Source organism: Thioclava marina (assembly GCF_002020135.1).
GTDB lineage: Bacteria > Pseudomonadota > Alphaproteobacteria > Rhodobacterales > Rhodobacteraceae > Thioclava > Thioclava marina.
Genome location: NZ_MPZS01000001.1, coordinates 1,081,286 through 1,105,571, shown reverse-complemented (window position 1 = coordinate 1,105,571; position 24,286 = coordinate 1,081,286). Strand labels below are relative to the sequence as shown.

Sequence of the window (24,286 nt, the reverse complement as noted above, 5' to 3'; positions counted from 1 at the left end):
CAGCACTCTGATCTGACCCCTTTCAGCCCCCTTTCGGGAATACCTGCGGTCAGACTAGGGCGAAGCGGCTTTCCGGAGCGTTAACAGTCGCCCGCGAGATGGCCGATTTCCCGGCTCAGGCGCCGAAGACGAAGCAGCGATCACGGCGGATCATCAGCCACATCGGCGTGCCGGGTTTGGGCAGGAAGACATTGGGAACGCTGGCGCGCAGGATCGAGCCGTCGAACTCCATGCGGAACTCGACGAGGCTCTCACGGCCGAGGAAGCGGGCGCGCTCGACGATGCCGCGTGCGGGCGTGCCGTCCTGCGGTGTCGGGTTGGGGCCGCGTCCGGCGCGGTCGAAGTCGATCTTGAGGTGCTGCGGGCGGATCACGATGTCGATCTCGGTCCCGTCGGGATGGCCCGGCGTGAGGAAATCTCCGAAGGGCGTGGGCGTGAGTGCGCCCTGCACCCGCCCCTTCAACACGTTGATATCGGAGAAGAAAGCTGCCGCCGCGCGATCCACGGGCGCGTTGTAGAGATTGTAGGGCGCGCCACGCTGGACGATTTGTCCGGCGCGCATCAGCAAGATCTCGTCGGCCATGCGCATCGCTTCATGCGGTTCGTGCGTGACAAGCAGAACGGCTGTTCCCTCGTCCTTCAGAAGCGCCAGAGTGTCGTCGCGGATATCATCGCGCAGACGCTCGTCCAGGCCGGAGAAGGGCTCGTCCATCAGTAGGATGCCGGGGCGCGGGGCCAGAGCACGCGCCAGCGCCACGCGCTGCTGCTCGCCCCCCGAGAGCGCATGCGGGTAGCTGTTCGCATGCCGCTGCAGGCGGACCTTGCCCAGCAGTTCCCCGACGCGCGCGCGTTTCTCCGAGGCACTCCCCTTGAGGCCGAAGGCCACGTTCTCGGCCACGGTGAGATGGGGGAAGAGTGCGAAGTCCTGAAACATCAGCCCGATCGCGCGACGCTCGGGCGGGACCCGAAAGACGGTGTCACAGATCAGCTTGCCATCGACGAAGATGCGGCCTTCATCTTGCATGTCCACGCCCGCGATCATTCGCAGGGTCGTGGATTTACCGCAGCCCGAGGGGCCGAGCAGGCAGGTGACTTGTCCCGCCGGGATCGCGAAGGACACATCCTCGACGACGGGCTGGCCATCGAAGACCCGCCGCAGCGATTGCACCTCGAGGCGCGGAGGGATCGGGGTTGCGCTCACGTCGCTTAATCTCGATTAAAACACTCGGACATTGGGGGCGGAGATAACAGCCCTCCGCCCGCCATGCAAGCGCGCTCAAATCGAGATATTGTTGGCGCCGCCGTCGAGCATCACGTTCTGGCCGATCATGAAGCCCGCATGGACGGAACACATGAAGGCGCAGGTCGCGCCGAATTCTTCGGGCGTGCCATAGCGTCGGGCGGGGATGGTGGCGCAGCGCTCGGCCTTTGCCTCTTCGAGGCTGATCCCCTTGGCCTTCGCAACGCCCGTGTCGAGCGAGATCGCGCGGTCGGTGGCGTGGATGCCGGGCAGCAGATTGTTGATGTTCACCCCGTGCGGGGCGACCTGACGCGCGGTGCCGGCGACGAAGCCGGTGAGGCCGGACCGCGCGGCGTTCGACAGACCCAGCGCCGCGATCGGCGCGCGCACCGATTGCGAGGTGATATTGACGACCCGGCCCCAGCCGCGCTCGATCATGGCCGGGAGCGTCGCCTGCATCATCGCGATCGGCGCAAGCATGTTCGCATCGAGCGCCTTGATGAAATCCTCGCGCGACCAGTCGGTCCACATTCCCGGAGGGGGGCCGCCCGCATTGGTCACGAGGATGTCGACCGCGCCTGCCGCATCGAGTACCGCCGCGCGGCCTTCATGGGTGGTGATATCGGCGGCGACGGGAATGACCGAGACGCCGGTTGCGGCTTCGATGTCATTGGCGGTCGCGGCCAGCGCATCGGCCCCGCGTGCGTTGAGGATCAGGTCGACCCCCGCTTCGGCCAGCGCCATCGCGCAGCCACGCCCGAGCCCTTTCGAGCCTGCACAAACGATCGCCTTGCGGCCTCTGATCCCCAGATCCATCTCGCGCTCCTCTCCTGTTCTGTTCCGGCTGCCGCCGGCTTTCGCCGCACAATAGCTCGCCCTGCCCGGGCGGCAAGCGCATCCACGCACAGGCCGTCGCATCTAACTTCGCTTGACCCTGGGGCCGGGGGGGCGGTAATCGAAGGCGAATGCCCACACAGGAAGCCCGGACGGGCAAGGGAGTGCGCGTGCCAAACCCCAGCCAGACCGTTCATGTCTTCGAGGCCGAAGACCTCTGGGTGACGTCGGGCGCCAACCAGGGTGACGGTCTTGGGCCGGCAGAATTCTGCGAGCCGGGCGATATCTACCAGTTGGACCGTCAGGCAAAATCCCGCAAGCTGATCCTCGCGCAAAGTGGCGCTCATGCACAGGTGGCCGAGGGATCCGAGCTCGGAGTGCCGGGCGATCCTCTGATCCTTGCCGCACGCCACCTGATGATGACGCCCGAAGGTGACACGGTCGATGTCTTGCTGATCCGGCACGACCCGAGCGGGCGTCATTTCGCCCTGCCGCTTTCGCCGATCGCGCCGCGGCTCGATTACACGCTTCTCGAGGCGAGCGACGATCCGGGCGAGGTGCAGCTCGCTGATCTGGTCTGCGTGGCTTTCACCACCGGGACGATGATCACGCTTGCGGGGGGCGCGCAGCTGCCGATCGAGCAGCTCAAGGCCGGTGATCGTGTTCTGACACGCGATAACGGTCCGCAACCGGTGGAACTGGTCGCGAAGGCCACGATGCGGGCATGGGGCAGTTTCGCCCCCGTGGTGATTTCGGCGGGTGTTCTGGGCAATGAGGGCGATCTGGTGATCTCGCCCCACCATCGGGTTTTTCTCTACCGGCGCGGCAGGCAGCGGCTGGCCGATACTTCGGAAATTCTCGTGCAGGCGAAACATCTCGTCGATGACGAGAATGTCTGGCGTCGCGAAGGCGGTTTCGTCGATTATTACGCGCTCGTATTCGCACGCCACGAGATCATCTATGCCGAGGGTATCCCGGTCGAGAGCCTGATGGTGTCGGAAGCGACGCTGTCGCTTCTGCCCGAGGAGCTGAGCGCGGAGATCTCGGCACGCCTGCCCGATCTCGCACATCGGCCGCATTTCGGCACCGAGGCGTCGCGCGAGTTGCTCGACCGTATCGGGCGTGAGCAGATTTTCCGCAAACGCAAGACTTAAGCGCCTCTCGATGGCGGCCTGATGCCGGGAACGGCTCGGCCCCCCTTGCCGCGCTACCCGCCCCGCACTAGGCTCCGCTCAAAAGAGCTCACGAGCGGATCTTCCATGCGTATCGGCATCCTTCAAACCGGCCAATCCCCTGACGTGCTGCGCGACCAGGCGGGCGACTATCCCGACATGTTCGAAACCCTGCTGGCAGGGCGCGGCCTGAGTTTCGCGCGCTACGACGTCGAGCACATGCAGTTCCCCAAAGACGTGCATGAGTGCGAGGGGTGGCTGATCACCGGCTCGCGCCACGGCGCCTACGAGGATCATCCCTTCATCCCGCCACTCGAGGATTTCATCCGCAAGGCGCATGAGGCGAAAGTGCCGATGGTGGGCGTGTGCTTCGGCCACCAGATCATCGCGCAGGCACTTGGCGGCAAGGTCGAGAAATTCGAGGGCGGCTGGGCCGTGGGGCCGCAGGATTACGACTTCAACGGCGAGACGGTGACGCTCAACGCCTGGCATCAGGATCAGGTGACGAAGCTGCCACCCGGCGCCACGCCCGTCGCGGGCAATGAGTTCTGCGCCTATCCGGCGCTCGTTTACGGCGATACGATCTTCACCGTGCAGCCCCATCCCGAGTTCCGCGATACGTTCGTCGAGGGGCTGATGGACACACGCGGGCGCGGCGTCGTGCCCGATGACCGGATGGAGGCCGCGCGGGCGAGGCTCGGCGCACCCGGCGGCGCCTCAAGCGGTTCCGGGCGCATGGCGGCACGGATTGCCGATTTCTTTCTACAGGAAAGGGCGCAGACGCGCCCGGAAAGCTGACCGATGGACTCGATGAAGGACTGGACCGACCGCATCCCGCAGGCCGCGCGCGACTATCTTGAGGGTCGCCGCCTCGACGAGGTGGAATGCATCGTCGCCGACATTGCCGGGGTGGCGCGCGGCAAGGCCATGCCCGCGTCGAAATTCCAGTTCCAGGACCGGTTCTTCCTACCGAACTCGATCTTTTTGCAGACGATCACCGGCGAGTGGACCGACAACCCCTCGGGCGCGTTCACCGAGCCTGACATGATCCTCGTGCCCGATTTCTCGACCGCGACCGCCGCGCCCTGGACCGCGGACTGGACCTTGCAGATCATCCACGATGTCGAGGACCAGCAGGGCAACCCGGTGCCGATCGCGCCGCGCAATGTCCTCAAGCGCGTGATGGCGCTGTACGAGGCCGAGGGCTGGAAGCCCGTCGTCGCCCCCGAGATGGAATTCTTCCTCGTTGCGCGCAATATCGACCCGAACCAGCCGATCATCCCGCCGATGGGGCGCTCGGGCCGTCGCGCGGCAGCGAAACAGGCCTATTCGATGTCGGCGGTCGATGAATACGGCAAGGTGATCGACGACATCTACGACTTCGCCGAGCTTCAGGGGTTCGAGATCGACGGCATCTTGCAGGAAGGCGGAGCGGGCCAGATCGAGATCAACCTCGCCCATGGCGACCCGGTGCATCTGGCCGACCAGATCTTCTACTTCAAGCGGCTGATCCGCGAGGCGGCGTTGCGCCACGATTGCTTTGCGACCTTCATGGCCAAGCCGATCGAGGGCGAACCGGGTTCAGCGATGCATATCCACCAGTCGGTGATCGACATCGAAACCGGCGAGAACATCTTCTCGGACGAGAAGGGCGGCGAGACGGAAGCTTTCCTGCATTGCATCGCAGGGCTGCAAAACCACCTGCCCGCGGTGATCGCGCTGCTGGCGCCCTACGTGAACAGCTATCGCCGCTACGTTCCCGACTTCGCCGCCCCCATCAACCTCGAATGGGGCCGCGACAACCGTACCACGGGCCTGCGCGTGCCGATCTCGGGGCCTGCCGCCCGGCGGATCGAGAACCGCCTCGCGGGGATGGACTGCAACCCCTATCTCGGGCTCGCGGCCTCGCTCGCCTGCGCCTACCTGGGGCTGAAAGAGCAGCAGATGCCCAAGCCCGAATGTCTGGGCGACGCCTATATGTCGGCCGAGGATGTGCCGGTGAACCTCGGCGACGCGCTCGATCTTTTCTCGGAGGATGCGAAGATCCGCGACGTGCTGGGGCCGGAGTTCTGTGCTGTCTACGAAGCGGTCAAGCGCAACGAATACAAGGAGTTCCTGCAGGTCATCTCGCCCTGGGAGCGCGAGCATCTTCTGCTGAACGTGTGATCTCATGAACCTGCTTTTCGCCAATGACCGCAGGGGCGAGCACGCGCCCTCCTATTACGCCGCGACCGCGTTGACGAGGAAACGCTGGCCCGAGCTCAAGGGCCAGCAGCGTGCCGATGTCTGCGTGATCGGTGGCGGGTTCACGGGGCTTTCGGCGGCGCTGCATCTCGCCGAGAAAGGGCTTTCGGTGATCCTGCTCGAGGCCCATCGCGTCGGCTTCGGTGCCTCGGGACGCAATGGTGGACAGGTGGGGTCGGGGCAGCGGCTGGAGCAGGACGCGCTCGAGAAGATCCACGGGCGCGAGATGGCGCATCGGCTTTGGGATATAGGCGAGGACGCGAAAGGTCTGATCCGTGATCTGATCGCGCGCCACGAGATAGACGTGACCTTCTATCCCGGCATCGCCCATGCCTGCCGGACCGAGGCCGAGGTCGCCCATTCACACAAGATGGTCGAGAAACTCGCCCGCGATTACGGCTATGACCAGATCGAGCCGCTGTTTCGCGAGGATCTGCATGCACTGCTCCCTTCCGAGGCCTATATCGGCGGCGATCTCGATCGCGGGGCGGGGCATCTGCATCCGCTCAATTTCGCGCAAGGTCTGGCGCTTGCCTGCGACAAGGCAGGAGTCGCGATCCACGAGGGTTCGCTTGTCCATCACATCCGTCCCGGAGAGCCGGTGCGCATCCAGACCCAACATGGCCATGTCGACGCCGATCACCTGATCTTCGCGGCCAATGGCTATCTGGGGGATCTTTCGCCGCGCGTGGCTGCGCGGGTGATGCCGATCAACAATTTCATCCTCGCGACCGAACCGCTGGGCGATCGCGTCGACGAGGTGCTGCGCGCCAATATCGCCGTGGCCGACACCAAGTTCGTCGTCAATTACTGGCGGCTGTCCGAAGATAACCGGCTGCTGTTCGGTGGCGGGGAGAGCTATGGGTACAAGTTCCCCGATATCGTCGAGACCGTGCGCAAGCCGATGCTCGAGGTCTATCCCGGTCTTGCCGATGTGCGCATCGATTACGCCTGGGGCGGGACGCTGGCGATCACCCGCACCCGGATGCCCTACTTTGCACGGCCCCTCAAGAACGCGCTTTCGGCCAGCGGCTTTTCGGGACATGGCGTGGCGATGGGCACGATGGCGGGCAAGATCATGGCCGAGGCAGTTGCGGGACAGGCCGGGCAGTTCGACCTGATGGCGGGGCTCAAGGTGCCGAGTTTTCCGGGCGGCGCGCTGCTGCGTAGCCCGCTCCTGATCGCCGCGATGACATGGTTCTCTATGCGCGACAAGCTGGGCATCTGAAGCGGCAAACTGCCACGTCCCGATTTCGTCATGAAATGGTCACTGGAGAAATATCCACACAGAGTGTAAGATTTCCCAAATATCAGTTTCAGGAAATCTTGCCATGCCGCGTGACGGACAAATCGCCCCGAACTGCTACGACGCCGAACCCATCCCCGAGGCCGCCCGCGCCGAGATCGACCGCCTTCTCGCAAGCGGGGATCTGTTCCGCTACACCTCGGAGAATGCGCCCGTCGCCCGGCTCGAGGCCGAGTTTGCCGAGTTCATGGGCGTGAAATACGCGGTCGCGGTGTCGTCCTGCTCGCAAGCGCTCTTCCTCGCGATGAAGGCGCTCGACCTGCCGCGCGGCGCGCGCGTGCTGGTCCCGGCCTTCACTTTCGCCGCTGTACCCTCGGCCATCGTCCATGCCGATTGCGTGCCGGTGCTGATCGAGGTCGGCGCGAATTATCGTATCGATCTGGATGATTTCCGCGCCAAGTTCGATGACAGCATCGACGCGGTGATGATCAGCCACATGCGCGGGCACACCTCCGACATGGATGTGATCATGGAGCTTGCCGGGGAGAAGGGCGTCCCGGTGATCGAAGATGCGGCGCATTCGCTGGGCACGCTCTGGAACGGCAAGAAGATCGGCACGATCGGCAAGATCGGCTGCCTCTCCTTCCAGTCCTACAAGCTCATCAACGCGGGCGAAGGCGGCATCCTGCTGACCGACGACCCGGAACTGGCCGCCCGCGCCGTGATCATGTCGGGCGCTTACGAGCATAACTGGAAGAAGCACCCGGGCCTGCAAAACTCCTTCGTGCAGTGGCAGAACAAGCTGCCGCTTTATAACTGCCGGATGCAGAACCTTTCGGCGGCGGTGATCCGCCCCCAGATCCCCGAAGTCGAGCGCCGCGTGAACGACGGTCGCGCGAACCACGATTACGTCGCCGAGCGCCTGAACACGAGCGAGTGGCTCGACGTTCCCCCGCCGCTTGGCCCCGAGACCCGCGCGCCGGACTCGCTGCAATTCAACCTCGCGGGCGAGTGGACCGACGACGAGGCCCGCAAGCTGCAAACCGAGGCGAAGGCCCGGGGTGTCGGCGTGCAGGTCTTCGGCCTGAGCGAAGACAATGCACGCGCCTATTGGAACTGGCAGTTCCTCGGGGATGTGCCGGAGCTACCCAAGACCCGTGCGATGCTGATGCGTGCCTGCGACACACGCCTGCCCGCGCGTCTCAAGCAGCCCGATCTCGATTACATCGCCGATGCGATCCTTGAGGCGGTCGCTGCGGTGAAAGGGTAATTCTGCCCGCAGAGGTCAGCGGATACGAACAGGGGCGCGAGTTGATCGCGCCCTTTTTGTCCCTCGCCAAGGCGGTGATCAGGTTCTCAACATTGGCGCGATCGCAATTTAGCGTGGCATCTGACTGGGTTGGGCCAGCTTCGCCGCCGAGGGTTATTACGTGAGGTCGGCGCAGATGCCCTGCTCGAGCAGCCGCCCGCCAAGATGCCCGCCGCGATGCCCGGCAAGGGTGGCTGATCCGGCAGGAGCGGGACCGCGTCGCCCCTGATCCGGTCCGTTTCACTCATTTCAAGGACAGATTCGATAGCCCGTTTTTCCCAGCTCCTCGCCCATCTCCTTTTCGCGCTGATCGTGCTTTGCGGTGCTGCATGGTCTGCGACGGCGCTTTGGCTGCATCTGGCGGGCCCATCGCGGATCGTGGCGCTTGCGGCTCTGGCGGTCGTTACGCTCGGGGCGTTCGTGGCGCGCACGCGCAAGCGCCGCCTTGGCTGGTTGGTGCTGGTGATCGGGGCGGAAATGGTGGCGGGTTGGTATCAGACGATTACACCGCGCGCCGATCGCGACTGGGCCGTGGATGTCTCGCGCGGTGTCACGGCCCGGGTCCAGGGCGACACCGTCACGCTCTCCAACATTCGCGATTTCGACTGGCACAGCCGCGACACCGCGACCGAGCGCTGGATTGTCCGAAGCTACGATCTCGACGCGCTCGAGAGCGTCGATATGGTCACTTCGGTCTGGGACAATCCCGAGATCGCCCATCTGCTGGTGAGCTTCGGCTTCGCGGGCGGCGAGCATGTCGTCTTCTCGGTCGAGATCCGTCGCGAGGCGGACGAGACCTTCAGTGAACTTGGCGGGTTCTTTCGCCAGTTCGAGCTGGTGCTGATCGCTGCGACCGAACGCGACATCGTGCGACTGCGTACCGATCTGCGGCACGAAGCAGTGCGGATGTATGCCGTGGATCTCACGCCCGAGCAACGTCGCACGATGTTTCTCGCCTATGTCGAGCTGGCGCGCCAGCTTGAGCAGAAACCGCGCTTCTACAATACGATTGCGGCCAATTGCACTACGGTCGTCTATGGGCTGGCGCGAGCGTTGAAATCCGACCTGCCGATCAATGCGACGCTGATCTTGTCGGGGCGGTTGCCGGAATATCTCGATGCGCTCGGAGTTCTGGGAGGGGAGGGCACGCTGCCCGAGCGCCGGGCCGCCGCTCTGCTGCGCGCCAATGCCGGGACGCTACATCCGGGGCTGAGCTATTCCGAGGCGATCCGCCAGCGGCCCCAGCTTTCCAGATGACCCGGCCCGGTCAAGCGCGAGATCCGTGAGATCGGCCAAGTCGCCTGACTGTCAGGCAGCTTCGCCTCGTTTCCCGCTCAGGCCTGCTGCATCCGCTCGATATAGGCGCGTAGTTCCTCGGCCTCGTGGCGGGCGTCGCGCAGCCCGTCCATCGCGGCGCGCAGTTCGGCTTCGGACTGGTTGAGCTGGTTGGTCAGCTCCGCTTCGCGCTGTTCGAAATAGGTCAGCGCCTGATCGCGGGTTTCCTCGGCTTCGTGCAGTGCTTGGGCCATCTGCTCCAGCTCGCCCATATCGGCGCGGGTCACGCGCGTCAGGCGATGGATCAGCCAGCTCGCGAACCAGCCCAGAGCAAAGGCGACGAAGAGAATGATCGCGGTGGCGATGACGAATTCGGTGCGGTTCATGTCCTGTCCCCTCAGCCCTTGGTGAGATCCTGCGGCCGGGTCTTCGGGCGCGGCGTGTCATTGCCGGGCGTCTCGACCGGGATCTCGTCTTGTGTGGCGGGCTCTGCGGCCCCTGTGTCGGTCGTGTCGCTGGCGCCTTGTTCGGTTGCCGCCGCCTCATCCGTCGCCTCGACGGCATCCGCGGCGGGTTGCGCTGCGCCTTCGTCGGCCGGCGCGCCGTCTTCGGTCACCGCACCGTCCCAATGCGGCTCGCCGTCGGAAGCGCCGTCGGAGGCTCCATCGGGCGCGCTTGTTTCGCCCTCGTCAACCGGGGTCTCGTCGAGCAGCACGAATTCGATGCGGCGGTTTTCCTCACGGCCTTCTTCGGTGTCGTTCGAAGCGATCGGCTGGTCCTCGCCATAGCCCTTGGCCACGAGATTGCCGATCAGGATGCCGCGATCGAGCAGGCCGCGGATCACCGCCTGGGCGCGCTCTTGCGAGAGTTGCAGGTTCATCTCTTCGCGGCCCTGATTGTCCGTATAGCCCGCGACTTCCATGCGGAACTCGGTACAGTTCTTCATCGCGCCTGCGAGCGCGTCGAGCGCGGGCAGGCTGTCGGTCGAGACCTGCGCCGAGCCGGGGTCGAAATTGACCTTCTTCTGGGCCAGCGCGCCATTGAGCCGCGCCACGCATTCCTTGCCATCGGGCAGGGCCAATGTCGGGTCGAGCCGCTTGTCGTAGCTGACCTTGAGGTCCATCTGGACGGCCTCGCCGAGCTGGCTGGTGAGGATGCGCGAGATCGTGTCGGAGGCTTGCGAGTCCCCGCTCGTGCCGGTGACGGTGATGAGCTTCGGGGTCACGGTGACAGTGCCGTCATGGAGTATGGCAAGCGCCTCGACCCCGGCCATGGTGCGCACCGGCCAACCTGCGGGCAACTCCTTGTCGACGCGGGTCGCGCCGTGCACATTGTCATGGCCGAGCTTGGCGCGGGCGAAGCTCTCGACCGCCTCGCGCTGGCGCGCATCGAGCACGCGGCCTTTCAGCTCGACCTGGCCCTTGCCGTCGCGGGTCGCGATGAACTCGGCCTCGGCGGCCTTGGCGTTGGGAACGGGTTCGAGCGTCGCCTTGAGCGAGAAGACTGGCGGCAGGTTCGATTCCAGCTCGCCCACGACATCGTCGAAGGTTTTCTGCGGCACGGTCGGTTTTGCGTCGAGCGCGATATCGGCATCCGAGAACGTCACCGAGCCCGCACCGAGCTGGCCCATCGCCTTGATCGCCATCTCGGCGGCCGCGGCCCATTGCGGCGAAGGCGTGCCCATGCCGATCGTGCAGCTCAATGTGCCCTTGGCGCCCGCCGCGCGCGCGGCTGCGAGGATGCGGTCGCGCGCTTTTTCCGTATCGGCCGAGCAGGCGTCGAAACGCGCGCCGTCCTTGTCGACGATGAAGCGCAGCGTGAAGGGGGTGATCACCGGGCGCGGCGCCGAGATGTCGAAATCGAGTTTGAGATCGGACGGGCGGCTGCGGGCGAGCGAAGTCTCAACCCGCCCTTTCTCGGCAACGCTGTCGGTGATCGCCTGCACCGAGACGTTGCCGGCAGTGACGGAAACCTTCGAGCGCGGCAGCGTCTCGAGCGTGCGCAGCCCGAAACTCATCGCCTCGTCCCAGCCACCCGGCACCGGGTAATCGGCGCTCTCAAGCATGTCGGTCACACCCTCGTCGCCTGCGACCTTCGAGAGTTTTTCGACGATGGCTGCGCGGTCGATCGAAGCGGGCACGAGGCCGATCAGCGAAATCCCGTTCTCGTTGCGCAACATTTCGAGAGAAAAGGCGGGGGGCGTGATGTCCTGCGCGACCTCGGTGTCGGTATTGTCCACGACCCGCGAGCTGTCGATATATTTGTCGACTTCGGAGACGGCGCGGAAGCGTTCGGCCTCGGTCGGGGCGGTGCCGGTGAGGGTGACCTGAAGGCCGTCGGCATGGATGTTCATCCAGCCATAGCCCTGCGCCTCCATCGCGACGCGCACCTCCTGTTTGGTGCTTTTCTCGATCACGGTCGCGGCGCCGCCGGCGATCACGGCCGAGACAACGAGCGCGAGGACGAAGGCGGCAGTCGTCAACAGGGTGGCGCGTGTGCGCATTGTTCAGGAGCCCTCCCCAGGGAATCTTTACCCGTGTTCCTTAAGGTGCGCGGGACAGGGGATCAATCGCAAGCCCCTCACACGATTGCGCCAGCGGCGAGAAACAGCGCAGCAATCAGGCCGGTATCGCGGTTCGCGCGGAAAAGTCGCAGGCAGATATCGGGGTTGTCGATATCGAGTTGGCGCATCTGCCAGAGCATGTGCCAGCCCATCGCCCAGGGCGCCAGCAGCGACAGTCCGAGCCGCAGCGGCGGGGCGTCGGGCATGAGCGCGCCCATCACTGCGACGGTCATCAGCGTGACGGTCAGCATCAGGAACGCACCCAACCATTTCGCGCTGTTGTCGCCGAAGAGCCGCGCGGTGGATTTCACCCCGATCAGCGCGTCGTCCTCCTTGTCCTGATGGGCATAGATCGTGTCGTAGAAGAGCGTCCAGATCAGACCCGAGAGGTAAAGGACCACGGGCGGCCATGTCAGCGTGCCGGTATGGGCCACCCAGGCCAGCAGTGCGCCCCAGTTGAAGGCGATGCCGAGAAAGATCTGCGGCCACCAGGTGAAGCGCTTGGCGAAGGGGTAGATCGCGACAGGCACCAGCGAGACGATCCCTAGAATGATCGCGGGCGTGTTGAAGGTCAGCAGGATCGTAAAGGAAATCAGCGACTGGATCACCGCCCAGGCGAGCGCCTGTTTCACGCTTACCTGTCCCGAGGGGATCGGGCGCGACCGGGTGCGCGCAACGCCCGCGTCGATGTCGCGATCGGTGATGTCGTTCCAGGTGCAGCCCGCGCCGCGCATCAGGAACGCCCCGATCGAACAGCCAACGGCGAGCCACAGGTCCATCCAGACGAAGCCTCCCGTCGAGGAGGCCGCAAGCGCGATCCCCCACCAGCAGGGCAGCAGCAGAAGCCATGTCCCGATCGGGCGGTCGGCGCGGCTCAGGCGCAGGTAGGGGCGCGTCCATGCGGGAGCGAGCCGGTCCACCCAGTTGCCCTGATAGGCGTCGGCCACGGTGCCCGCCGCTTCGCCTGCCGCCTCTTGCGCCGCCTCTGGCATTTCGGTTTTTCCGCTCATAAAGTCCGCCTCATGGAACGTGCCAAGATCAGGCTCTGTGTAGAGCACCCATTGGGCGCGGGGCAAGCCGTGCCTCTGACGCCGGACGAGGCGCATTACCTTTTCGCGGTGATGCGGCTGGAGGTCGGCGCGCGCGTGGCGCTGTTCAACGGGCGCGATGGCGAGTGGACGGCCGAGGTCGTCGAGGCCCACAAGAAGCGCGGCGTTCTGGCCTGCGTGGAACAGGCCGCGCCGCAGCTTGCACCGCCGGATCTGTGGCTGATCTTCGCGCCGATCAAGAAAGAGCGCACCGATTTCATCGTCGAGAAAGCGACGGAACTGGGTTGCGCGAAAGTGCTGCCGGTGCAGACCGAATTCACCAATTCCGCGCGGATCCGGCAGGACCGCTTGCAGGCCCATGCCAAGGAAGCGGCCGAGCAATGTCTGGGCACCTATGTGCCGCCCGTCGAGGATTTGCAGCCGGTGAAGAAGCTGCTCGACGGCTGGGACCCTGCACGCCGCATCCTCTGGGCCGACGAGGCGCTGGTCGGCCCCGCCGAGACCCTCGCGGGGCTCGAACCTGGTCCCTGGGCGATCCTGATCGGGCCGGAAGGCGGGTTCTCGGATGGCGAACGCGCGATTCTCCGCAGCCTCGATTTCGTCACTCCCGTCAGCCTCGGCCCGCGCATTCTGCGCGCGGATACCGCCGTGTGCGCGGCGATCACGCTTTGGCAATCGACGCTGGGGGACTGGCGGTGATCCGTCCCGAGGTTGCGCAAGGCTTCCGGCGCTGGGGTGAGGTCATCGCGGCGGGCGTCGCGGTTGCTTTCGGCGCCTGGCTGATCTGGCTCGGGGGCTATCTGCTCATGGCTTTGGGCGCGGCCGCTGTGGCGCTGGGACTGGGGTGGGCCCTAATCGGCTGGCGCCGGATGCGGTTTTCGCGCGATGTCGGCGCGCCCGGTCTGGTCGAGATCGACGAGGGGCGGATCTCCTATTTCGCGGCCTCTAGGGCGCGGGCCATCGGAGGTCCTGCGGGCAATGTCACGGCGCTGGGGATGGGGGGCGAGCTTGCGCTGCGCGAGATCACCGAGATCCGGCTGCTCAATTTGCAGGGCAAGCAGTATTGGCGGCTGCGCAGCGGCGCGGGCGAGGCGCTGTTGATCCCGCTCGACGCGGCGGGGGCGAATGCGCTCTATGATGCCTTCGCGAGCCTGCCCGGGATCGACATGGGCAAGCTCTCGGCGGCGCTCGATCACGAGCTTGCCGCACAAAGCCTGTGGACGCGGCGATAGGTTTCGCGCTTGACTTGGGCCATCCCCCGCGCCACCTGTGGCGTTCCTTGAGACGACGCGAGAGCAGACATGTCCATTCCGCAGCAGGGCGGTGGCCCGATCGAACGGTTCGAGCAACTGGCAGAGTTTCTTGCCGAAGGGGAAAAGCCCCGCGAGCAATGGCGCATCGGCACCGAGCACGAGAAATTCGGCTATTGCGAGGACAAGCAACTGCCGCTGCCTTATGACGGCCCGCGCTCGATCAAGGCGATGCTGGAAGGCCTGCGCGACAGCTTCGGCTGGAAGCCGGTCGAAGAGCAGGGAAATATCATCGGGCTGGAGCTGAACGGCGCGAATGTCAGCCTCGAACCGGGCGGGCAGCTGGAGCTGTCGGGCGCGCCGCTCGAGACGATCCACCAGACCTGCGACGAGGTGAACGAACACCTGCGCGAGGTGCATAAAGTCGCCGACAAGATCGGTGCGCGCTTCATCGGGCTGGGCGCCGCGCCGATCTGGACGCAGGACCAGATGCCGATGATGCCGAAGGGCCGCTACCGGCTGATGACCGATTACATGGGCCGCGTGGGCGAGCTTGGCACGCAGATGATGTATCGCACCTGCACCGTGCAGGTGAATCTCGATTTCGCCTCGGAAGCCGACATGGTGCAGAAGATGCGCGTGGCGCTGTCGCTGCAGCCGGTCGCCACCGCGCTGTTTGCTAATTCGCCCTTCCTCGATGGCAAGCCGAACGGGATGAAATCGTGGCGCAGCCATATCTGGCAGAACCTCGACGATGCGCGCACGGGCATGTTGCCCTTCATGTTCGAAGACGGCGCGGGCTATGAGGCTTACGTCAACTACGTCCTCGATGTGCCGATGTATTTCGTCTATCGCGACGGGAAATATATCAACGCTCTGGGGCAGTCCTTCCGCGACTTCCTGAAGGGCGAGTTGCCCGCGCTGCCGGGCGAGAAGCCGACGCTGAGCGACTGGGCCGATCACCTGACGACCGTCTTCCCCGAGGCACGCACCAAGAAATATATCGAGATGCGTGGCGCCGATGGCGGTCCGTGGCGGCGGCTGTGTGCGCTGCCCGCGCTCTGGGTCGGTCTGCTTTATGACCAATCCGCGCTCGATGCCGCGTGGGATCTGGTGAAGGACTGGGATCACGAGACCCGCGAGGGGCTGCGCCGTGCCGCAGCGGTCGACGCGCTGCAAGGTGAGTTCAACGGGATCAAGCTGCACGACCTCGCACGCGAGACGGTGGCGATCGCGAAATCGGGCCTGAAGGCGCGCGCCAAGCCGGGCGCAGGCGGGATGATCCTCGACGAGACCCATTTCCTCAACGCGCTGGAAGAGAGCGTCGAGACGGGCCGCGTGCCTGCCGACGAACTCTTGGAGAAGTACCACGGCGAGTGGAATGGCGATCTGAGCAAGATCTACGCCGAATACAGCTATTGATGAGAGGGCAGGGCGGTCAGCCGCCCCGTCCTCAGCCCAGCCGCTCGCGCACCCACTCTGGAACCAACACGCTCGCCGGACCGTGGCGGGCCTCGTCGAACATCGACCGGCCCGCCGAGGGTTCGAGGTTCAGCTCCAGCGTCGGAACGCCCGCATGCATCGCGTCCGCCACGAAGCCTGCGGCGGGATAAACGTTCCCGCTCGTGCCGATCGAGACGAACAGGTCCGCCGCACGCAGCGCATGCCAGATCTCTTCCATCCGGTAGGGCATCTCTCCGAACCAGACGATATCGGGGCGCGTGGCCTGCGCGCTGCAGGACGGACAGCTGTCGGTGGGCGACATCACCTCGGGCGCGGGCCAGCGGTGCTCGCAGGAATGACACAGTGCGCCAAAGAGCGTTCCATGCATGTGGAGCACGTTTTGCGACCCGCCGCGCTCATGCAGGTCATCGACATTCTGTGTGACGATCAGAACCTCGTGGCCCGGGTCGGCTTCCAACGCCGCCAGAGCGATATGGGCCGGGTTCGGCTGGGCTGCCGTCGCGGCGGCGCGGCGCGCATTGTAGAAACGGTGCACCAGGTCGGGATCCTGCACGAACCCCTCGGGCGTCGCGACGTCCTCGATGCGATGCTCTTCCCAAAGACCGTCGCTGGCGCGGAAGGTTCGGATCCCGCTTTCCGCGGAAATGCCCGCGCCTGTCAAAATCACGATCTTGGCCATCGCTCTGCCCTCCGCTATCACTTGCCCTATGCGTATCCTGTTTCTCTGCCTTGGCAATATCTGCCGCTCGCCCGCCGCCGAAGCGGTCACCCGTCACAAGGCCCGCGCGGCGGGGCTCGATATCGAGTTCGACAGTGCAGGCACCGGCGACTGGCACGTGGGCGAGCCGCCCTATGGTTCGATGATCGAGGCGGCGGAAGCGCGCGGCTATGACATGCGCTCGTTGCGCGCCCGCCAGATTTCACCCGCAGATTACGACGCCTTCGACGTGATCCTCGCGATGGACGAGAACAACCTGCGCAACGCGCTCGACGTGGCCCCGCGCCAGATCAGCGCGCAGGTGCAGATGTTCATCGACGGGCCGAACGGGCCGCAAAATGTGCCCGATCCCTATTACACGCGGGATTTCGAGGCGGCCCTCGATCTGATCGAGGCCGGAGCAGAGGCGCTTGTCGCCGACCTTCTGGCCGATGAGGAAGAGAAACGGCGCGGGAGCTGATCTCCCGCGCGTCGGCCGAACGGGTGCCTTACTCGCTGCAATAGCTCTCGGCGGTCGAGGCGAAGTTCTTGTAGCGATCCCAGAAATCCGAATCCGACTGGCGGTCGGACATGCGCACTTCCTGCGCACGGTCGGGGTCTTGGAAGAAGCTCGCCGCGCGGCGCTGGTCACGGTTGCTCAGCGTCATGTCGGCGACCTTCTGGATGCAACCGCAGAGCGCCAGGCTGCCCGCGCGTCCCGCCTTCATGCAAGCGTTGCTGACCGGACCGGCCGAAACGCTCGTGGCCAGCGTCATCGCGCCGGCGAATGCACAGATTCCGAGTGTCGTCTTGAAAGTCATTGCACTGCCCTTTGCATTGCGGCCAGCGTCAGATGCGCCGGACCTGCCTCGTTATTTGTCCCGCATTTTAGCGGAAATTCAAAAGGCAGGCAATGAAACAGGCGGGTTTCCGCCGATCACGCGAGGGTGCGGGAACCGGTCCGCAACCGCTCGCGGGGCAGGGTGGGGCGCCCCCTAGATCTGGCCCTGGATCCGGCCCTCGATCTGGCGCGTCCCGCGTCGTTCGATCAGTCCTCGACCGGTGTTGCCTCGTAACCCGCGGCCTTGAGCGCGCTGAGCACGGTGGATTCGGGCAGGCCGGATACCTCGATCTCGCGATCCTCGAGATAGACATCGGCCTTGCCGCCGACCTCCTCGATCGCGGCTTCCACAGCGGCTTTGCAATGGCCGCAGGTCATGTTCGGGATGGAATAGATCATGGCAGCATCTCCTGAGTTGCTTGCCTGAGATATGTCGCTCGACGGGATGAAAGGTCAATGGGCGAGACGCGCTCAATCCCTCTTCCCGGCCCCCATTTTCCCCTGTATACGCGCGCCCATGACTGATCTTGATCGCATCCGCAATTTCTCCATCGTGGCGCATATCGACCACGGCAAATCCACGCTCGCCGACCGTCTGATCCAGATGACCGGCACGGTGGCCGAACGCGACATGAAGGAGCAACTCCTCGACGCGATGGATATCGAGCGCGAGCGCGGCATCACGATCAAGGCCAACTCGGTGCGGATCGAATATCCCGCCAAGGACGGCAAGACCTATATCCTGAACCTGATCGACACCCCCGGCCACGTGGACTTCGCCTATGAGGTCTCGCGCTCGATGCAGGCGGTCGAAGGCTCGCTGCTGGTGGTCGACGCCTCGCAGGGCGTCGAGGCGCAGACACTGGCGAACGTGTATCAGGCGATCGACGCGGATCACGAGATCGTGCCGGTGCTCAACAAGATCGACCTTCCGGCGGCAGAGCCGCAGCGGGTGAAGGAACAGATCGAGGACGTGATCGGCATCGACGCCTCGGATGCGGTCGAGATCTCGGCCAAGACGGGTCTCGGCATTCCGGACGTGCTCGAAGCGATCGTTCACCGCCTGCCCGCCCCCAAGGGTGACCGTGACGCGCCGCTCAAGGCGATGCTGGTCGACTCGTGGTACGATCCCTATCTCGGCGTCGTCGTTCTGATCCGCGTCATGGATGGCGTGATCAAGAAGGGCGACCAGATCAAGATGATGAAGACGGGCGCGACCTACAAGCTCGACCGTCTCGCGGTGCTCAAGCCGCAGATGGTCAATATCGACGAGCTTGGCCCCGGCGAGATCGGCGTCTTCACCGCTTCGATCAAGCAGGTGCGCGACACGAAGGTCGGCGATACGATCACCCATGAGAAGAAGCCTTGCGCACAGGCGCTTCCGGGCTTCAAACCCTCGATCCCGGTGGTGTTCTGCGGTCTCTTCCCCGTCGATGCGAACGATTTCGAAGCGCTGCGCGACGCGATCGAGAAGCTGCAACTCAACGATGCGAGCTTCTCGGCCGAGATGGAGACCTCCGCCGCGCTCGGCTTCGGCTTCCGCTGCGGCTTCCTCGGTCTGCTGCACCTCGAAGTGGTGCGCGACCGTCTGGAGCGCGAATACGATCTCGACCTGATCACCACCGCCCCGTCGGTCGTGTTCAAGCTGCACATGAAGGACGGCGAGGTTCGCGACCTGCACAACCCCGCCGATATGCCTGACCTGACGCTGATCGACCATATCGAGGAGCCGCGCATCAAGGCGACGATCCTCGTGCCGGACGAATATCTCGGCGACGTGCTCAAGCTCTGTCAGGACCGCCGCGGCATCCAGATGGACCTGACCTATGCCGGTTCGCGCGCGATGGTCGTCTATGACCTGCCGCTGGCCGAGGTCGTGTTCGACTTCTACGACCGCCTGAAATCCGTCACCAAGGGCTATGCGAGCTTCGACTACCAGATCACCGAATATCGCGAGGACAACCTCGTCAAGATGTCGATCCTGGTGAATGACGAGCCGGTCGACGCGCTCTCGATCATGGTTCACCGCGACCGCGCCGAGGCGCGCGGCCGTGCCATGTGTGAGAAGCTGAAAGACCTGATCCCGCGTCACATGTTCAAGATCCCGATCCAGGCCGCGATCGGTGGCCGCGTGATCGCGCGTGAGACGCTGAGCGCGATGCGCAAGGACGTGACCGCGAAATGCTATGGCGGCGACGCGACCCGGAAGAAGAAACTGCTGGAGAAGCAGAAGGCCGGCAAGAAGAAGATGCGCCAGTTCGGGAAAGTGGAAATCCCGCAGAGCGCCTTCATCGCTGCGCTCAAGATGGATGAGTGAATCAGACCCCGCCTTGGCGGGGTCTTTTCTTTGCTGATCCGACTTCGGTCAAGGGCTGGAACTACGCGCGAAAGCGAGATCAGCGCGAACGAATTCGTCCCCGCATGGAAAAGCCCCGAACCTTCCGGTCCGGGGCCCCTTCGCCTCTGCAGGCGATGTTACTGTGCCTTGTTGGCTTCGCTCGCGATCGTGCTGCCCGCGACCGAGAGATCCTGACCCGCGCCGCGCACCGTGTTGCACGCCGCCAGACCGAGGATCACCAGCGCCATCGCCGCGCCAAGCTTAACCGTCTTCGTCATTTTTTCGCTCTCCTATGAAGCCACACTGGCCAACGTATGAAATTTTTTATGGTTCCTTGGAACCCTCTTCAACGTGCGGCGTTAGCGGTCTGAACACAACACGGAGAGTTCGATGAAATCGCCCCTTCGTCAGTCGATCGCTCCTTTCGCGGCCCTTGCGGGCGTTGGAAGCGTGGACTTTTCGGCACTTGGATCCGGTGCGGTGGGGGGCAGGATTTCGCGATGATCGTGTTGGTCGGGCCTATGCCGGGGATATCCGGTGGGCTCAGGATCGAAAGAGGTATTGAGAGGAATAACCCGTTCTGACCGCCCCGCCAGGCATGATTCCTGTCAGAACGGCGTTGCGGCCTCCGCCCGTCCCTCGCGGGGGCCGCCACTTTCCGCCCGAGCAGGTTAACTGCGTGTTAACGATGCTCTGAAAGGCTCCGGGTTATCCCTCCCCGGAGCCTTTCAATGTCAAAATCCCGAATCCTCTGTGCCGCTCTTCTCGCGCTTGCCAGCTGTGGCGCGTCGCCCGCCCCGCAATTCTTCGGGGCAACCCGTCACGACCTGCGCCTCGATGGCATCGATTTCGTGGTCTTCGTGAAAGGCGAGCGGGCCGAGGTGATCCGCATGGGTTATCTTCGCCGTGCCGCGCGTGATCGGGTGCCTGCGCTCATGATCCGCGCGGCGCAGGAGGCGTCGGGCTGTGTGGTCGCCGGGCCGGCAGGCGGGCTCCATCGCTCGCCCTCGCTGCCGGACGACACGGGCGAGGCGCGATTTCAGCTCGTTTGCTGATGCGTCGGGATGCCGCAGCGCGGCCACGGCCAGTTTGACTCCGATCAAGGTCACGTTTTCGCGATCATGGTGATCTTCGCCCATAAAACGCGCCGCTCAAGGAGACTCGACATGCGCCTTTTCGCCATCATGTATTCGCTCGCCGGCCCGACCCTCGCGGGCATCCTGATTATCGCTGCGCTGACCATGAACATGTTCACCGCCAATGCAATGATCGCCTCGGCCGTGATCGGTTTCATCATTGCCCTGCCGGTCGCCTGGTTCATTGCCAAGATGATCCGCGAGAACGTCTGACATCTGCTCTCGCGGGCGTGATAGACGGAACAGCATAGCTTCCTCGTTGATTGCATCGAGGAAGCACAATTTACGTTCGTTCATTCGCGAGAGGTTTCATGTCCACCGCCCCCGGCTATTCGAAGACGCAGATCTGGCTGCACTGGCTTGTCGTGCTGCTGATCATTCCGCAATTCCTGCTCCACGATTCGGTGGCGCGCACGTTCTGGGGGCAGGTGAAGGGCCAGTCGGTCACGCCTGATTTCCTGACCTACGGCCATATCGTGCTGGGGGTGGCGATCTTGCTGCTCGCCGCGTGGCGGCTGGTGCTTCGCGCGACCCACGGCACCCCCGAGCCGCCGCATGACGATCCCGAACTGATGCGCTTTGGCGCCAAGGCGATCCATGCGCTGCTTTATCTGACGCTCTTCGCGCTGCCGATTTCTGGCGGGGTGGCCTATTTCCTCACGCTGGGTTGGATGGCCGAGCTCCATTCCGCGCTGACCACGGCACTGCTGATCTTCGCGGGGCTGCATATCGCCGCCGCGCTCTATCACCAGTATGTTCTGAAAGATCACCTGCTGCGGCGGATGATGAAGGCCGGGGGCTGACCCCTGCGCGCGCGAGCTCAGCCGAGGAAGCGCGCCACATCCGCCTCGAATTCGCGGGGTTTCTCGGCGTGCAGCCAATGCCCCGCGCCCTCGATCACGACAAAGCGGGCCTGAGGGAAGCGCGCAAGGATTTCCGCGTGATCTTCGGGTTGCAGATAGTGGGAATTCGCGCCTGACAGGAAGAGGGCAGGGCCATCGAAGGGTTGCATGCCCTTGGGATCGGGCCAGTCCAGGATCGCGTCGAGATTGGCCTTGAGCGCGTTAAGGTTAAATTTCCAGCGCACCGGCCCGTCGCGCAGGCTTAACGATTGCAGCAGGAAGGCCCGCGTTCCCGGATCAACGATCCGTTCCCCCAAGCGTTCGTCGGCGACCGAGCGCGAGCTCAGATCGTCGATCTTCATCTCCTGCATCGCCTCGATCAGCGCACCGTGGCTGTCGCCATGGGCATAGCTCTTGGGCGCCATGTCGGCGATCACGAGCTTGCGCACCAGCTCGGGCCGGGTCAGCGCGAGCGTCATTGCGGCTTTCCCCCCCATCGAGTGCCCCATCACATCGGCCTGCCCGCCATGCGCCTCGATCACCTCGGCGATATCGCGGGCCATCGCGGCATAGGAATGATCGTCATCCCAGAAACTGTCGCCGTGATTGCGCATGTCGAGCGCGATCACCGGGCGGTCCGCGCTCAGCCGTTTCGCGATGGCGTTCCAGTTGCGTGCCGAGCCGAAAAGCCCGGGGGCGATGATCAGCGGCGGGGCGTCGGTTTCAGCGGGATAGATCACGGTGTTCAGCATGGGCCATAAGCTAGAGCGCGCAGGCCATCACGGCCAGAGGGCTGCGCGAAAAAATGCCACCGCAAGGGGGAGTTGCGTGCGGTTGCAGGGGCGGCTAGCGTCCGGTGAGGAAGCGACCGGGAGAGACGGATGGGACCGGAGAGGATCACCGAGATGACCGAGCAGGTCTCACGCCTTCTGGCTGTGCGGCTGGGGGCGAAGGGGCATGACCTCGAGACCCGCGTTTCGAGCCGCGCCCGCGTGCTGCCGCGCAAGGTCCGCAAAGCGGCGCGGCTTCTGGCGGAGGCTGAACGCAAGGCCCACGCGCCCAAGGTCGCCCGGCAGCTTGATACGCGGGCGATCGAGGCCGCCTATGCGACGTGCCGGCATTATCTGGAGCCGCTTGGCGCGGGGGATCGACTGCGTGGCGCATTGCTGAACCTCGGGAGCTCGATCGCGTTCATCTTTCTGGTGGTCGGTGGAACGCTGCTTGTCGCGATGCTGTGGTCGGGGATGATCTGAGGCCGACTTGTCGTCAGCAGATTGAACAAACGGTCAGAGGACAGCGCCCGGACGCTGGATGGGCGCCCTGAGATAGGGGGGGCTGCGCTTTATCCCTGCCAGACCCGGACGACCCCGATCCGCTTCGCGGCTGATCCGGGCAAGGGCTACGCGATCCACCGAAACGCAAAAGGCCCCCGAGATCGGGGGCCTTCGCAATGCGTATCGGTCGAGCTCAGAGCTCGGGGTAGATCGGGAAGCGTGCGAGCAGCGTCGCGACCTTGGCCTTCACGGTCTCTTCGACCTCACCGTTGCCCTCTTCGCCATTGGCGGCCAGACCATCGACCACTTCGACGATCAGGCGGGCGATCTCGCGGAACTCTTCCTCACCGAAGCCACGGGTGGTGCCGGCGGGGGTTCCCAGACGGATGCCCGAAGTGACCATCGGCTTTTCCGGGTCGAACGGGATGCCGTTCTTGTTGCAGGTGATATGTGCGCGCCCCAGTGCCTTCTCGGTCGCGTTGCCCTTCACGCCTTTCGGGCGCAGGTCCACCAGCATGACATGGGTGTCGGTGCCGCCGGTGACGATATCAAGGCCACCCTTCATCAGCTCGTCGGCGAGCGCCTGGGCGTTCTTCACGACCTGCTCGGCATAGACCTTGAACTCGGGGCGCAGCGCCTCGCCGAAGGCCACGGCCTTGCCGGCGATGACATGCATCAGCGGACCGCCCTGAATGCCCGGGAAGATCGCCGAGTTCACCTTCTTCGCGATCTCCTCGTTATTCGTGAGGATCATCCCGCCACGCGGACCGCGCAGGGTCTTGTGCGTCGTGGTGGTCGCGACATCGGCATAGGGGAAGGGCGAGGGGTGCTGGCCACCCGCGACGAGACCGGCGAAGTGGGCCATGTCGACCATCAGGTAAGCGCCGACCTCATCCGCGATCTCGCGGAACTTGGCGAAGTCGATCTGGCGCGGGATGGCCGAGCCGCCCGCCACGATCAGCTTCGGCTTGTGCTTGAGCGCGAGTTCACGGACCTGCTCGTAATCGAGAAGGCTGTCTTGCTTGCGCACGCCGTACTGGATCGCGTTGAACCACTTGCCCGACTGGTTCGGCTTGGCGCCGTGGGTGAGGTGGCCGCCCGCGTCGAGGCTCATGCCGAGGATCGTGTCGCCGGGTTGGATCAGCGCCTGGTAGACGCCCTGGTTGGCCTGGCTGCCGGAGTTCGGCTGGACGTTGGCGAATTCACAGCCGAAAAGTTCCTTAGCGCGGTCGATCGCGAGGTTCTCGGCGACGTCGACATACTGGCAGCCGCCATAGTAGCGCTTGCCCGGGTAGCCTTCGGCGTATTTGTTCGTCATCACCGAACCCTGCGCCTCCATCACCGCCTTCGAGACGATGTTCTCCGACGCGATCAGCTCGATCTCGTCGCGCTGGCGGCCCAGCTCGTCGGTAATCGATTTGAAAAGCTCGGGGTCACGGCTGGAAAGGCTTTCGGTGAAGAAGCCAGCGTCGCGTTGCTCGGTCATGGTGCGCTCCTCGCAAAGATCCGGGG

At 64.6% G+C, this 24,286-nt stretch carries 26 protein-coding genes; 15 read left to right on the top strand and 11 right to left on the bottom strand.

Annotation, left to right across the window (positions count from 1 at the left end; all coding sequences use genetic code 11):
* Nucleotides 1–115: 115 nt before the first annotated feature.
* Both BMG00_RS05290 and BMG00_RS05285 read right to left on the bottom strand, forming a co-directional pair.
* Nucleotides 116–1,201, bottom strand: a complete 1,086-nt coding sequence (locus tag BMG00_RS05290) for an ABC transporter ATP-binding protein (RefSeq protein WP_078525134.1) — start codon at nucleotides 1,199–1,201, stop codon at nucleotides 116–118.
* 75 nt (nucleotides 1,202–1,276) lie between these two features.
* Complete coding sequence (locus BMG00_RS05285; protein WP_078525131.1) at nucleotides 1,277–2,056, bottom strand: SDR family oxidoreductase; 780 nt, start codon at nucleotides 2,054–2,056, stop codon at nucleotides 1,277–1,279.
* Nucleotides 2,057–2,244: 188 nt separating this feature from the next.
* Here BMG00_RS05285 and BMG00_RS05280 point away from each other — a divergent pair, with 188 nt between their 5' ends.
* From BMG00_RS05280 to BMG00_RS05255, 6 genes are all read left to right on the top strand, one after another.
* On the top strand, nucleotides 2,245–3,228 hold the full coding sequence (locus BMG00_RS05280) for a Hint domain-containing protein (RefSeq protein ID WP_245794955.1): 984 nt from the start codon (nucleotides 2,245–2,247) through the stop codon (nucleotides 3,226–3,228).
* A 105-nt stretch (nucleotides 3,229–3,333) separates the two neighbouring features.
* Nucleotides 3,334–4,044, top strand: a complete 711-nt coding sequence (locus tag BMG00_RS05275; RefSeq protein WP_078525127.1) for a type 1 glutamine amidotransferase — start codon at nucleotides 3,334–3,336, stop codon at nucleotides 4,042–4,044.
* A gap of 12 nt (nucleotides 4,045–4,056) precedes the next feature.
* Nucleotides 4,057–5,412: a glutamine synthetase family protein gene (locus BMG00_RS05270; RefSeq protein ID WP_078527138.1), complete on the top strand. Its 1,356-nt coding sequence runs from the start codon at nucleotides 4,057–4,059 to the stop codon at nucleotides 5,410–5,412.
* A gap of 4 nt (nucleotides 5,413–5,416) precedes the next feature.
* Complete coding sequence (locus BMG00_RS05265) at nucleotides 5,417–6,718, top strand: NAD(P)/FAD-dependent oxidoreductase (RefSeq protein ID WP_078573581.1); 1,302 nt, start codon at nucleotides 5,417–5,419, stop codon at nucleotides 6,716–6,718.
* Nucleotides 6,719–6,821: 103 nt separating this feature from the next.
* Complete coding sequence (locus BMG00_RS05260; RefSeq protein WP_078573580.1) at nucleotides 6,822–8,006, top strand: DegT/DnrJ/EryC1/StrS family aminotransferase; 1,185 nt, start codon at nucleotides 6,822–6,824, stop codon at nucleotides 8,004–8,006.
* Between the two features lie 351 nt (nucleotides 8,007–8,357).
* The gene (locus tag BMG00_RS05255) at nucleotides 8,358–9,302 is read left to right on the top strand and encodes an Lnb N-terminal periplasmic domain-containing protein (RefSeq protein ID WP_245794954.1); all 945 of its coding nucleotides are present in this window, start codon (nucleotides 8,358–8,360) and stop codon (nucleotides 9,300–9,302) included.
* 77 nt (nucleotides 9,303–9,379) lie between these two features.
* Here BMG00_RS05255 and BMG00_RS05250 read toward each other — a convergent pair whose 3' ends face one another.
* The 3 genes from BMG00_RS05250 to ubiA all read right to left on the bottom strand — a co-directional run bounded on the left by BMG00_RS05250 (nucleotide 9,380) and on the right by ubiA (nucleotide 12,893).
* The gene (locus BMG00_RS05250) at nucleotides 9,380–9,706 is read right to left on the bottom strand and encodes a hypothetical protein (protein WP_078525119.1); all 327 of its coding nucleotides are present in this window, start codon (nucleotides 9,704–9,706) and stop codon (nucleotides 9,380–9,382) included.
* An 11-nt stretch (nucleotides 9,707–9,717) separates the two neighbouring features.
* Nucleotides 9,718–11,823: an OmpA family protein gene (locus BMG00_RS05245; RefSeq protein ID WP_078525117.1), complete on the bottom strand. Its 2,106-nt coding sequence runs from the start codon at nucleotides 11,821–11,823 to the stop codon at nucleotides 9,718–9,720.
* Between the two features lie 77 nt (nucleotides 11,824–11,900).
* Entirely contained in the window at nucleotides 11,901–12,893 is a 993-nt protein-coding gene (ubiA, locus tag BMG00_RS05240) for a 4-hydroxybenzoate octaprenyltransferase (protein WP_078525115.1), read from the bottom strand.
* Nucleotides 12,894–12,905: 12 nt separating this feature from the next.
* Here ubiA and BMG00_RS05235 point away from each other — a divergent pair, with 12 nt between their 5' ends.
* The 3 genes from BMG00_RS05235 to BMG00_RS05225 all read left to right on the top strand — a co-directional run bounded on the left by BMG00_RS05235 (nucleotide 12,906) and on the right by BMG00_RS05225 (nucleotide 15,604).
* Entirely contained in the window at nucleotides 12,906–13,631 is a 726-nt protein-coding gene (locus tag BMG00_RS05235; protein ID WP_078573578.1) for a 16S rRNA (uracil(1498)-N(3))-methyltransferase, read from the top strand.
* On the top strand, nucleotides 13,601–14,164 hold the full coding sequence (locus tag BMG00_RS05230; protein WP_245794953.1) for a hypothetical protein: 564 nt from the start codon (nucleotides 13,601–13,603) through the stop codon (nucleotides 14,162–14,164). Before BMG00_RS05235 ends, BMG00_RS05230 begins: the two co-directional genes overlap by 31 nt.
* Before the next feature lie 69 nt (nucleotides 14,165–14,233).
* The gene (locus BMG00_RS05225; protein ID WP_078573576.1) at nucleotides 14,234–15,604 is read left to right on the top strand and encodes a glutamate--cysteine ligase; all 1,371 of its coding nucleotides are present in this window, start codon (nucleotides 14,234–14,236) and stop codon (nucleotides 15,602–15,604) included.
* Between the two features lie 31 nt (nucleotides 15,605–15,635).
* Here the strand turns inward: BMG00_RS05225 and BMG00_RS05220 are convergent, their stop codons facing one another.
* Entirely contained in the window at nucleotides 15,636–16,325 is a 690-nt protein-coding gene (locus BMG00_RS05220; RefSeq protein ID WP_078573575.1) for an NAD-dependent deacylase, read from the bottom strand.
* A 28-nt stretch (nucleotides 16,326–16,353) separates the two neighbouring features.
* Between BMG00_RS05220 and BMG00_RS05215 the strand changes: the two genes are divergently transcribed.
* Nucleotides 16,354–16,824 (top strand): low molecular weight protein-tyrosine-phosphatase, encoded by a 471-nt coding sequence (locus tag BMG00_RS05215; RefSeq protein ID WP_078573574.1) that lies wholly within the window; start codon nucleotides 16,354–16,356, stop codon nucleotides 16,822–16,824.
* Between the two features lie 28 nt (nucleotides 16,825–16,852).
* Here the strand turns inward: BMG00_RS05215 and BMG00_RS05210 are convergent, their stop codons facing one another.
* Complete coding sequence (locus tag BMG00_RS05210) at nucleotides 16,853–17,164, bottom strand: hypothetical protein (RefSeq protein ID WP_078573573.1); 312 nt, start codon at nucleotides 17,162–17,164, stop codon at nucleotides 16,853–16,855.
* Between the two features lie 227 nt (nucleotides 17,165–17,391).
* A complete protein-coding gene (locus BMG00_RS05205) occupies nucleotides 17,392–17,583 on the bottom strand; it encodes a heavy-metal-associated domain-containing protein (RefSeq protein ID WP_078525101.1) in 192 nt (63 codons plus the stop codon).
* Nucleotides 17,584–17,701: 118 nt separating this feature from the next.
* Between BMG00_RS05205 and lepA the strand changes: the two genes are divergently transcribed.
* Complete coding sequence (gene lepA, locus BMG00_RS05200; protein ID WP_078573572.1) at nucleotides 17,702–19,501, top strand: translation elongation factor 4; 1,800 nt, start codon at nucleotides 17,702–17,704, stop codon at nucleotides 19,499–19,501.
* 158 nt (nucleotides 19,502–19,659) lie between these two features.
* Here lepA and BMG00_RS17380 read toward each other — a convergent pair whose 3' ends face one another.
* Nucleotides 19,660–19,800 (bottom strand): entericidin A/B family lipoprotein, encoded by a 141-nt coding sequence (locus BMG00_RS17380; RefSeq protein WP_093469912.1) that lies wholly within the window; start codon nucleotides 19,798–19,800, stop codon nucleotides 19,660–19,662.
* Between the two features lie 453 nt (nucleotides 19,801–20,253).
* Here BMG00_RS17380 and BMG00_RS05195 point away from each other — a divergent pair, with 453 nt between their 5' ends.
* From BMG00_RS05195 to BMG00_RS05185, 3 genes are all read left to right on the top strand, one after another.
* Nucleotides 20,254–20,577, top strand: coding sequence for a hypothetical protein (locus BMG00_RS05195; RefSeq protein WP_093469909.1), 324 nt, complete (start codon nucleotides 20,254–20,256; stop codon nucleotides 20,575–20,577).
* Nucleotides 20,578–20,688: 111 nt separating this feature from the next.
* Nucleotides 20,689–20,871: a hypothetical protein gene (locus BMG00_RS05190; protein ID WP_078525097.1), complete on the top strand. Its 183-nt coding sequence runs from the start codon at nucleotides 20,689–20,691 to the stop codon at nucleotides 20,869–20,871.
* A 98-nt stretch (nucleotides 20,872–20,969) separates the two neighbouring features.
* Complete coding sequence (locus BMG00_RS05185) at nucleotides 20,970–21,461, top strand: cytochrome b (RefSeq protein ID WP_078525095.1); 492 nt, start codon at nucleotides 20,970–20,972, stop codon at nucleotides 21,459–21,461.
* 17 nt (nucleotides 21,462–21,478) lie between these two features.
* On the opposite strand, the gene BMG00_RS05180 is transcribed toward BMG00_RS05185, so the two are convergent.
* A complete protein-coding gene (locus BMG00_RS05180) occupies nucleotides 21,479–22,252 on the bottom strand; it encodes an alpha/beta fold hydrolase (RefSeq protein ID WP_078573571.1) in 774 nt (257 codons plus the stop codon).
* Between the two features lie 129 nt (nucleotides 22,253–22,381).
* Here BMG00_RS05180 and BMG00_RS05175 point away from each other — a divergent pair, with 129 nt between their 5' ends.
* Nucleotides 22,382–22,753 carry a hypothetical protein gene (locus BMG00_RS05175; protein WP_078573570.1) on the top strand — a complete coding sequence of 124 codons (372 nt, stop codon included), beginning with the start codon at nucleotides 22,382–22,384 and terminating at the stop codon, nucleotides 22,751–22,753.
* Nucleotides 22,754–22,967: 214 nt separating this feature from the next.
* Here BMG00_RS05175 and glyA read toward each other — a convergent pair whose 3' ends face one another.
* On the bottom strand, nucleotides 22,968–24,260 hold the full coding sequence (gene glyA / locus BMG00_RS05170) for a serine hydroxymethyltransferase (RefSeq protein ID WP_078573569.1): 1,293 nt from the start codon (nucleotides 24,258–24,260) through the stop codon (nucleotides 22,968–22,970).
* Nucleotides 24,261–24,286: the final 26 nt, after the last annotated feature.

Excerpts from the sequence above, each read along its gene's own strand:
- BMG00_RS05175 (WP_078573570.1), top strand. The coding sequence starts at position 22,382 with ATGGGACCGGAGAGGATCACCGAGATGACCGAGCAGGTCTCACGCCTT.
- BMG00_RS05265 (WP_078573581.1), top strand. The coding sequence starts at position 5,417 with ATGAACCTGCTTTTCGCCAATGACCGCAGGGGCGAGCACGCGCCCTCC.
- glyA (WP_078573569.1), bottom strand. The coding sequence starts at position 24,260 with ATGACCGAGCAACGCGACGCTGGCTTCTTCACCGAAAGCCTTTCCAGC.
- BMG00_RS05245 (WP_078525117.1), bottom strand. The coding sequence starts at position 11,823 with ATGCGCACACGCGCCACCCTGTTGACGACTGCCGCCTTCGTCCTCGCG.
- BMG00_RS05180 (WP_078573571.1), bottom strand. The coding sequence starts at position 22,252 with ATGCTGAACACCGTGATCTATCCCGCTGAAACCGACGCCCCGCCGCTG.
- BMG00_RS05235 (WP_078573578.1), top strand. The coding sequence starts at position 12,906 with ATGGAACGTGCCAAGATCAGGCTCTGTGTAGAGCACCCATTGGGCGCG.
- BMG00_RS05220 (WP_078573575.1), bottom strand. The coding sequence starts at position 16,325 with ATGGCCAAGATCGTGATTTTGACAGGCGCGGGCATTTCCGCGGAAAGC.
- BMG00_RS05285 (WP_078525131.1), bottom strand. The coding sequence starts at position 2,056 with ATGGATCTGGGGATCAGAGGCCGCAAGGCGATCGTTTGTGCAGGCTCG.
- BMG00_RS05225 (WP_078573576.1), top strand. The coding sequence starts at position 14,234 with ATGTCCATTCCGCAGCAGGGCGGTGGCCCGATCGAACGGTTCGAGCAA.
- BMG00_RS05260 (WP_078573580.1), top strand. The coding sequence starts at position 6,822 with ATGCCGCGTGACGGACAAATCGCCCCGAACTGCTACGACGCCGAACCC.
- ubiA (WP_078525115.1), bottom strand. The coding sequence starts at position 12,893 with ATGAGCGGAAAAACCGAAATGCCAGAGGCGGCGCAAGAGGCGGCAGGC.
- BMG00_RS05195 (WP_093469909.1), top strand. The coding sequence starts at position 20,254 with ATGTCAAAATCCCGAATCCTCTGTGCCGCTCTTCTCGCGCTTGCCAGC.
- lepA (WP_078573572.1), top strand. The coding sequence starts at position 17,702 with ATGACTGATCTTGATCGCATCCGCAATTTCTCCATCGTGGCGCATATC.
- BMG00_RS05210 (WP_078573573.1), bottom strand. The coding sequence starts at position 17,164 with ATGACTTTCAAGACGACACTCGGAATCTGTGCATTCGCCGGCGCGATG.
- BMG00_RS05205 (WP_078525101.1), bottom strand. The coding sequence starts at position 17,583 with ATGATCTATTCCATCCCGAACATGACCTGCGGCCATTGCAAAGCCGCT.
- BMG00_RS05215 (WP_078573574.1), top strand. The coding sequence starts at position 16,354 with ATGCGTATCCTGTTTCTCTGCCTTGGCAATATCTGCCGCTCGCCCGCC.
- BMG00_RS05270 (WP_078527138.1), top strand. The coding sequence starts at position 4,057 with ATGAAGGACTGGACCGACCGCATCCCGCAGGCCGCGCGCGACTATCTT.
- BMG00_RS05250 (WP_078525119.1), bottom strand. The coding sequence starts at position 9,706 with ATGAACCGCACCGAATTCGTCATCGCCACCGCGATCATTCTCTTCGTC.
- BMG00_RS05185 (WP_078525095.1), top strand. The coding sequence starts at position 20,970 with ATGTCCACCGCCCCCGGCTATTCGAAGACGCAGATCTGGCTGCACTGG.
- BMG00_RS17380 (WP_093469912.1), bottom strand. The coding sequence starts at position 19,800 with ATGACGAAGACGGTTAAGCTTGGCGCGGCGATGGCGCTGGTGATCCTC.
- BMG00_RS05275 (WP_078525127.1), top strand. The coding sequence starts at position 3,334 with ATGCGTATCGGCATCCTTCAAACCGGCCAATCCCCTGACGTGCTGCGC.
- BMG00_RS05190 (WP_078525097.1), top strand. The coding sequence starts at position 20,689 with ATGCGCCTTTTCGCCATCATGTATTCGCTCGCCGGCCCGACCCTCGCG.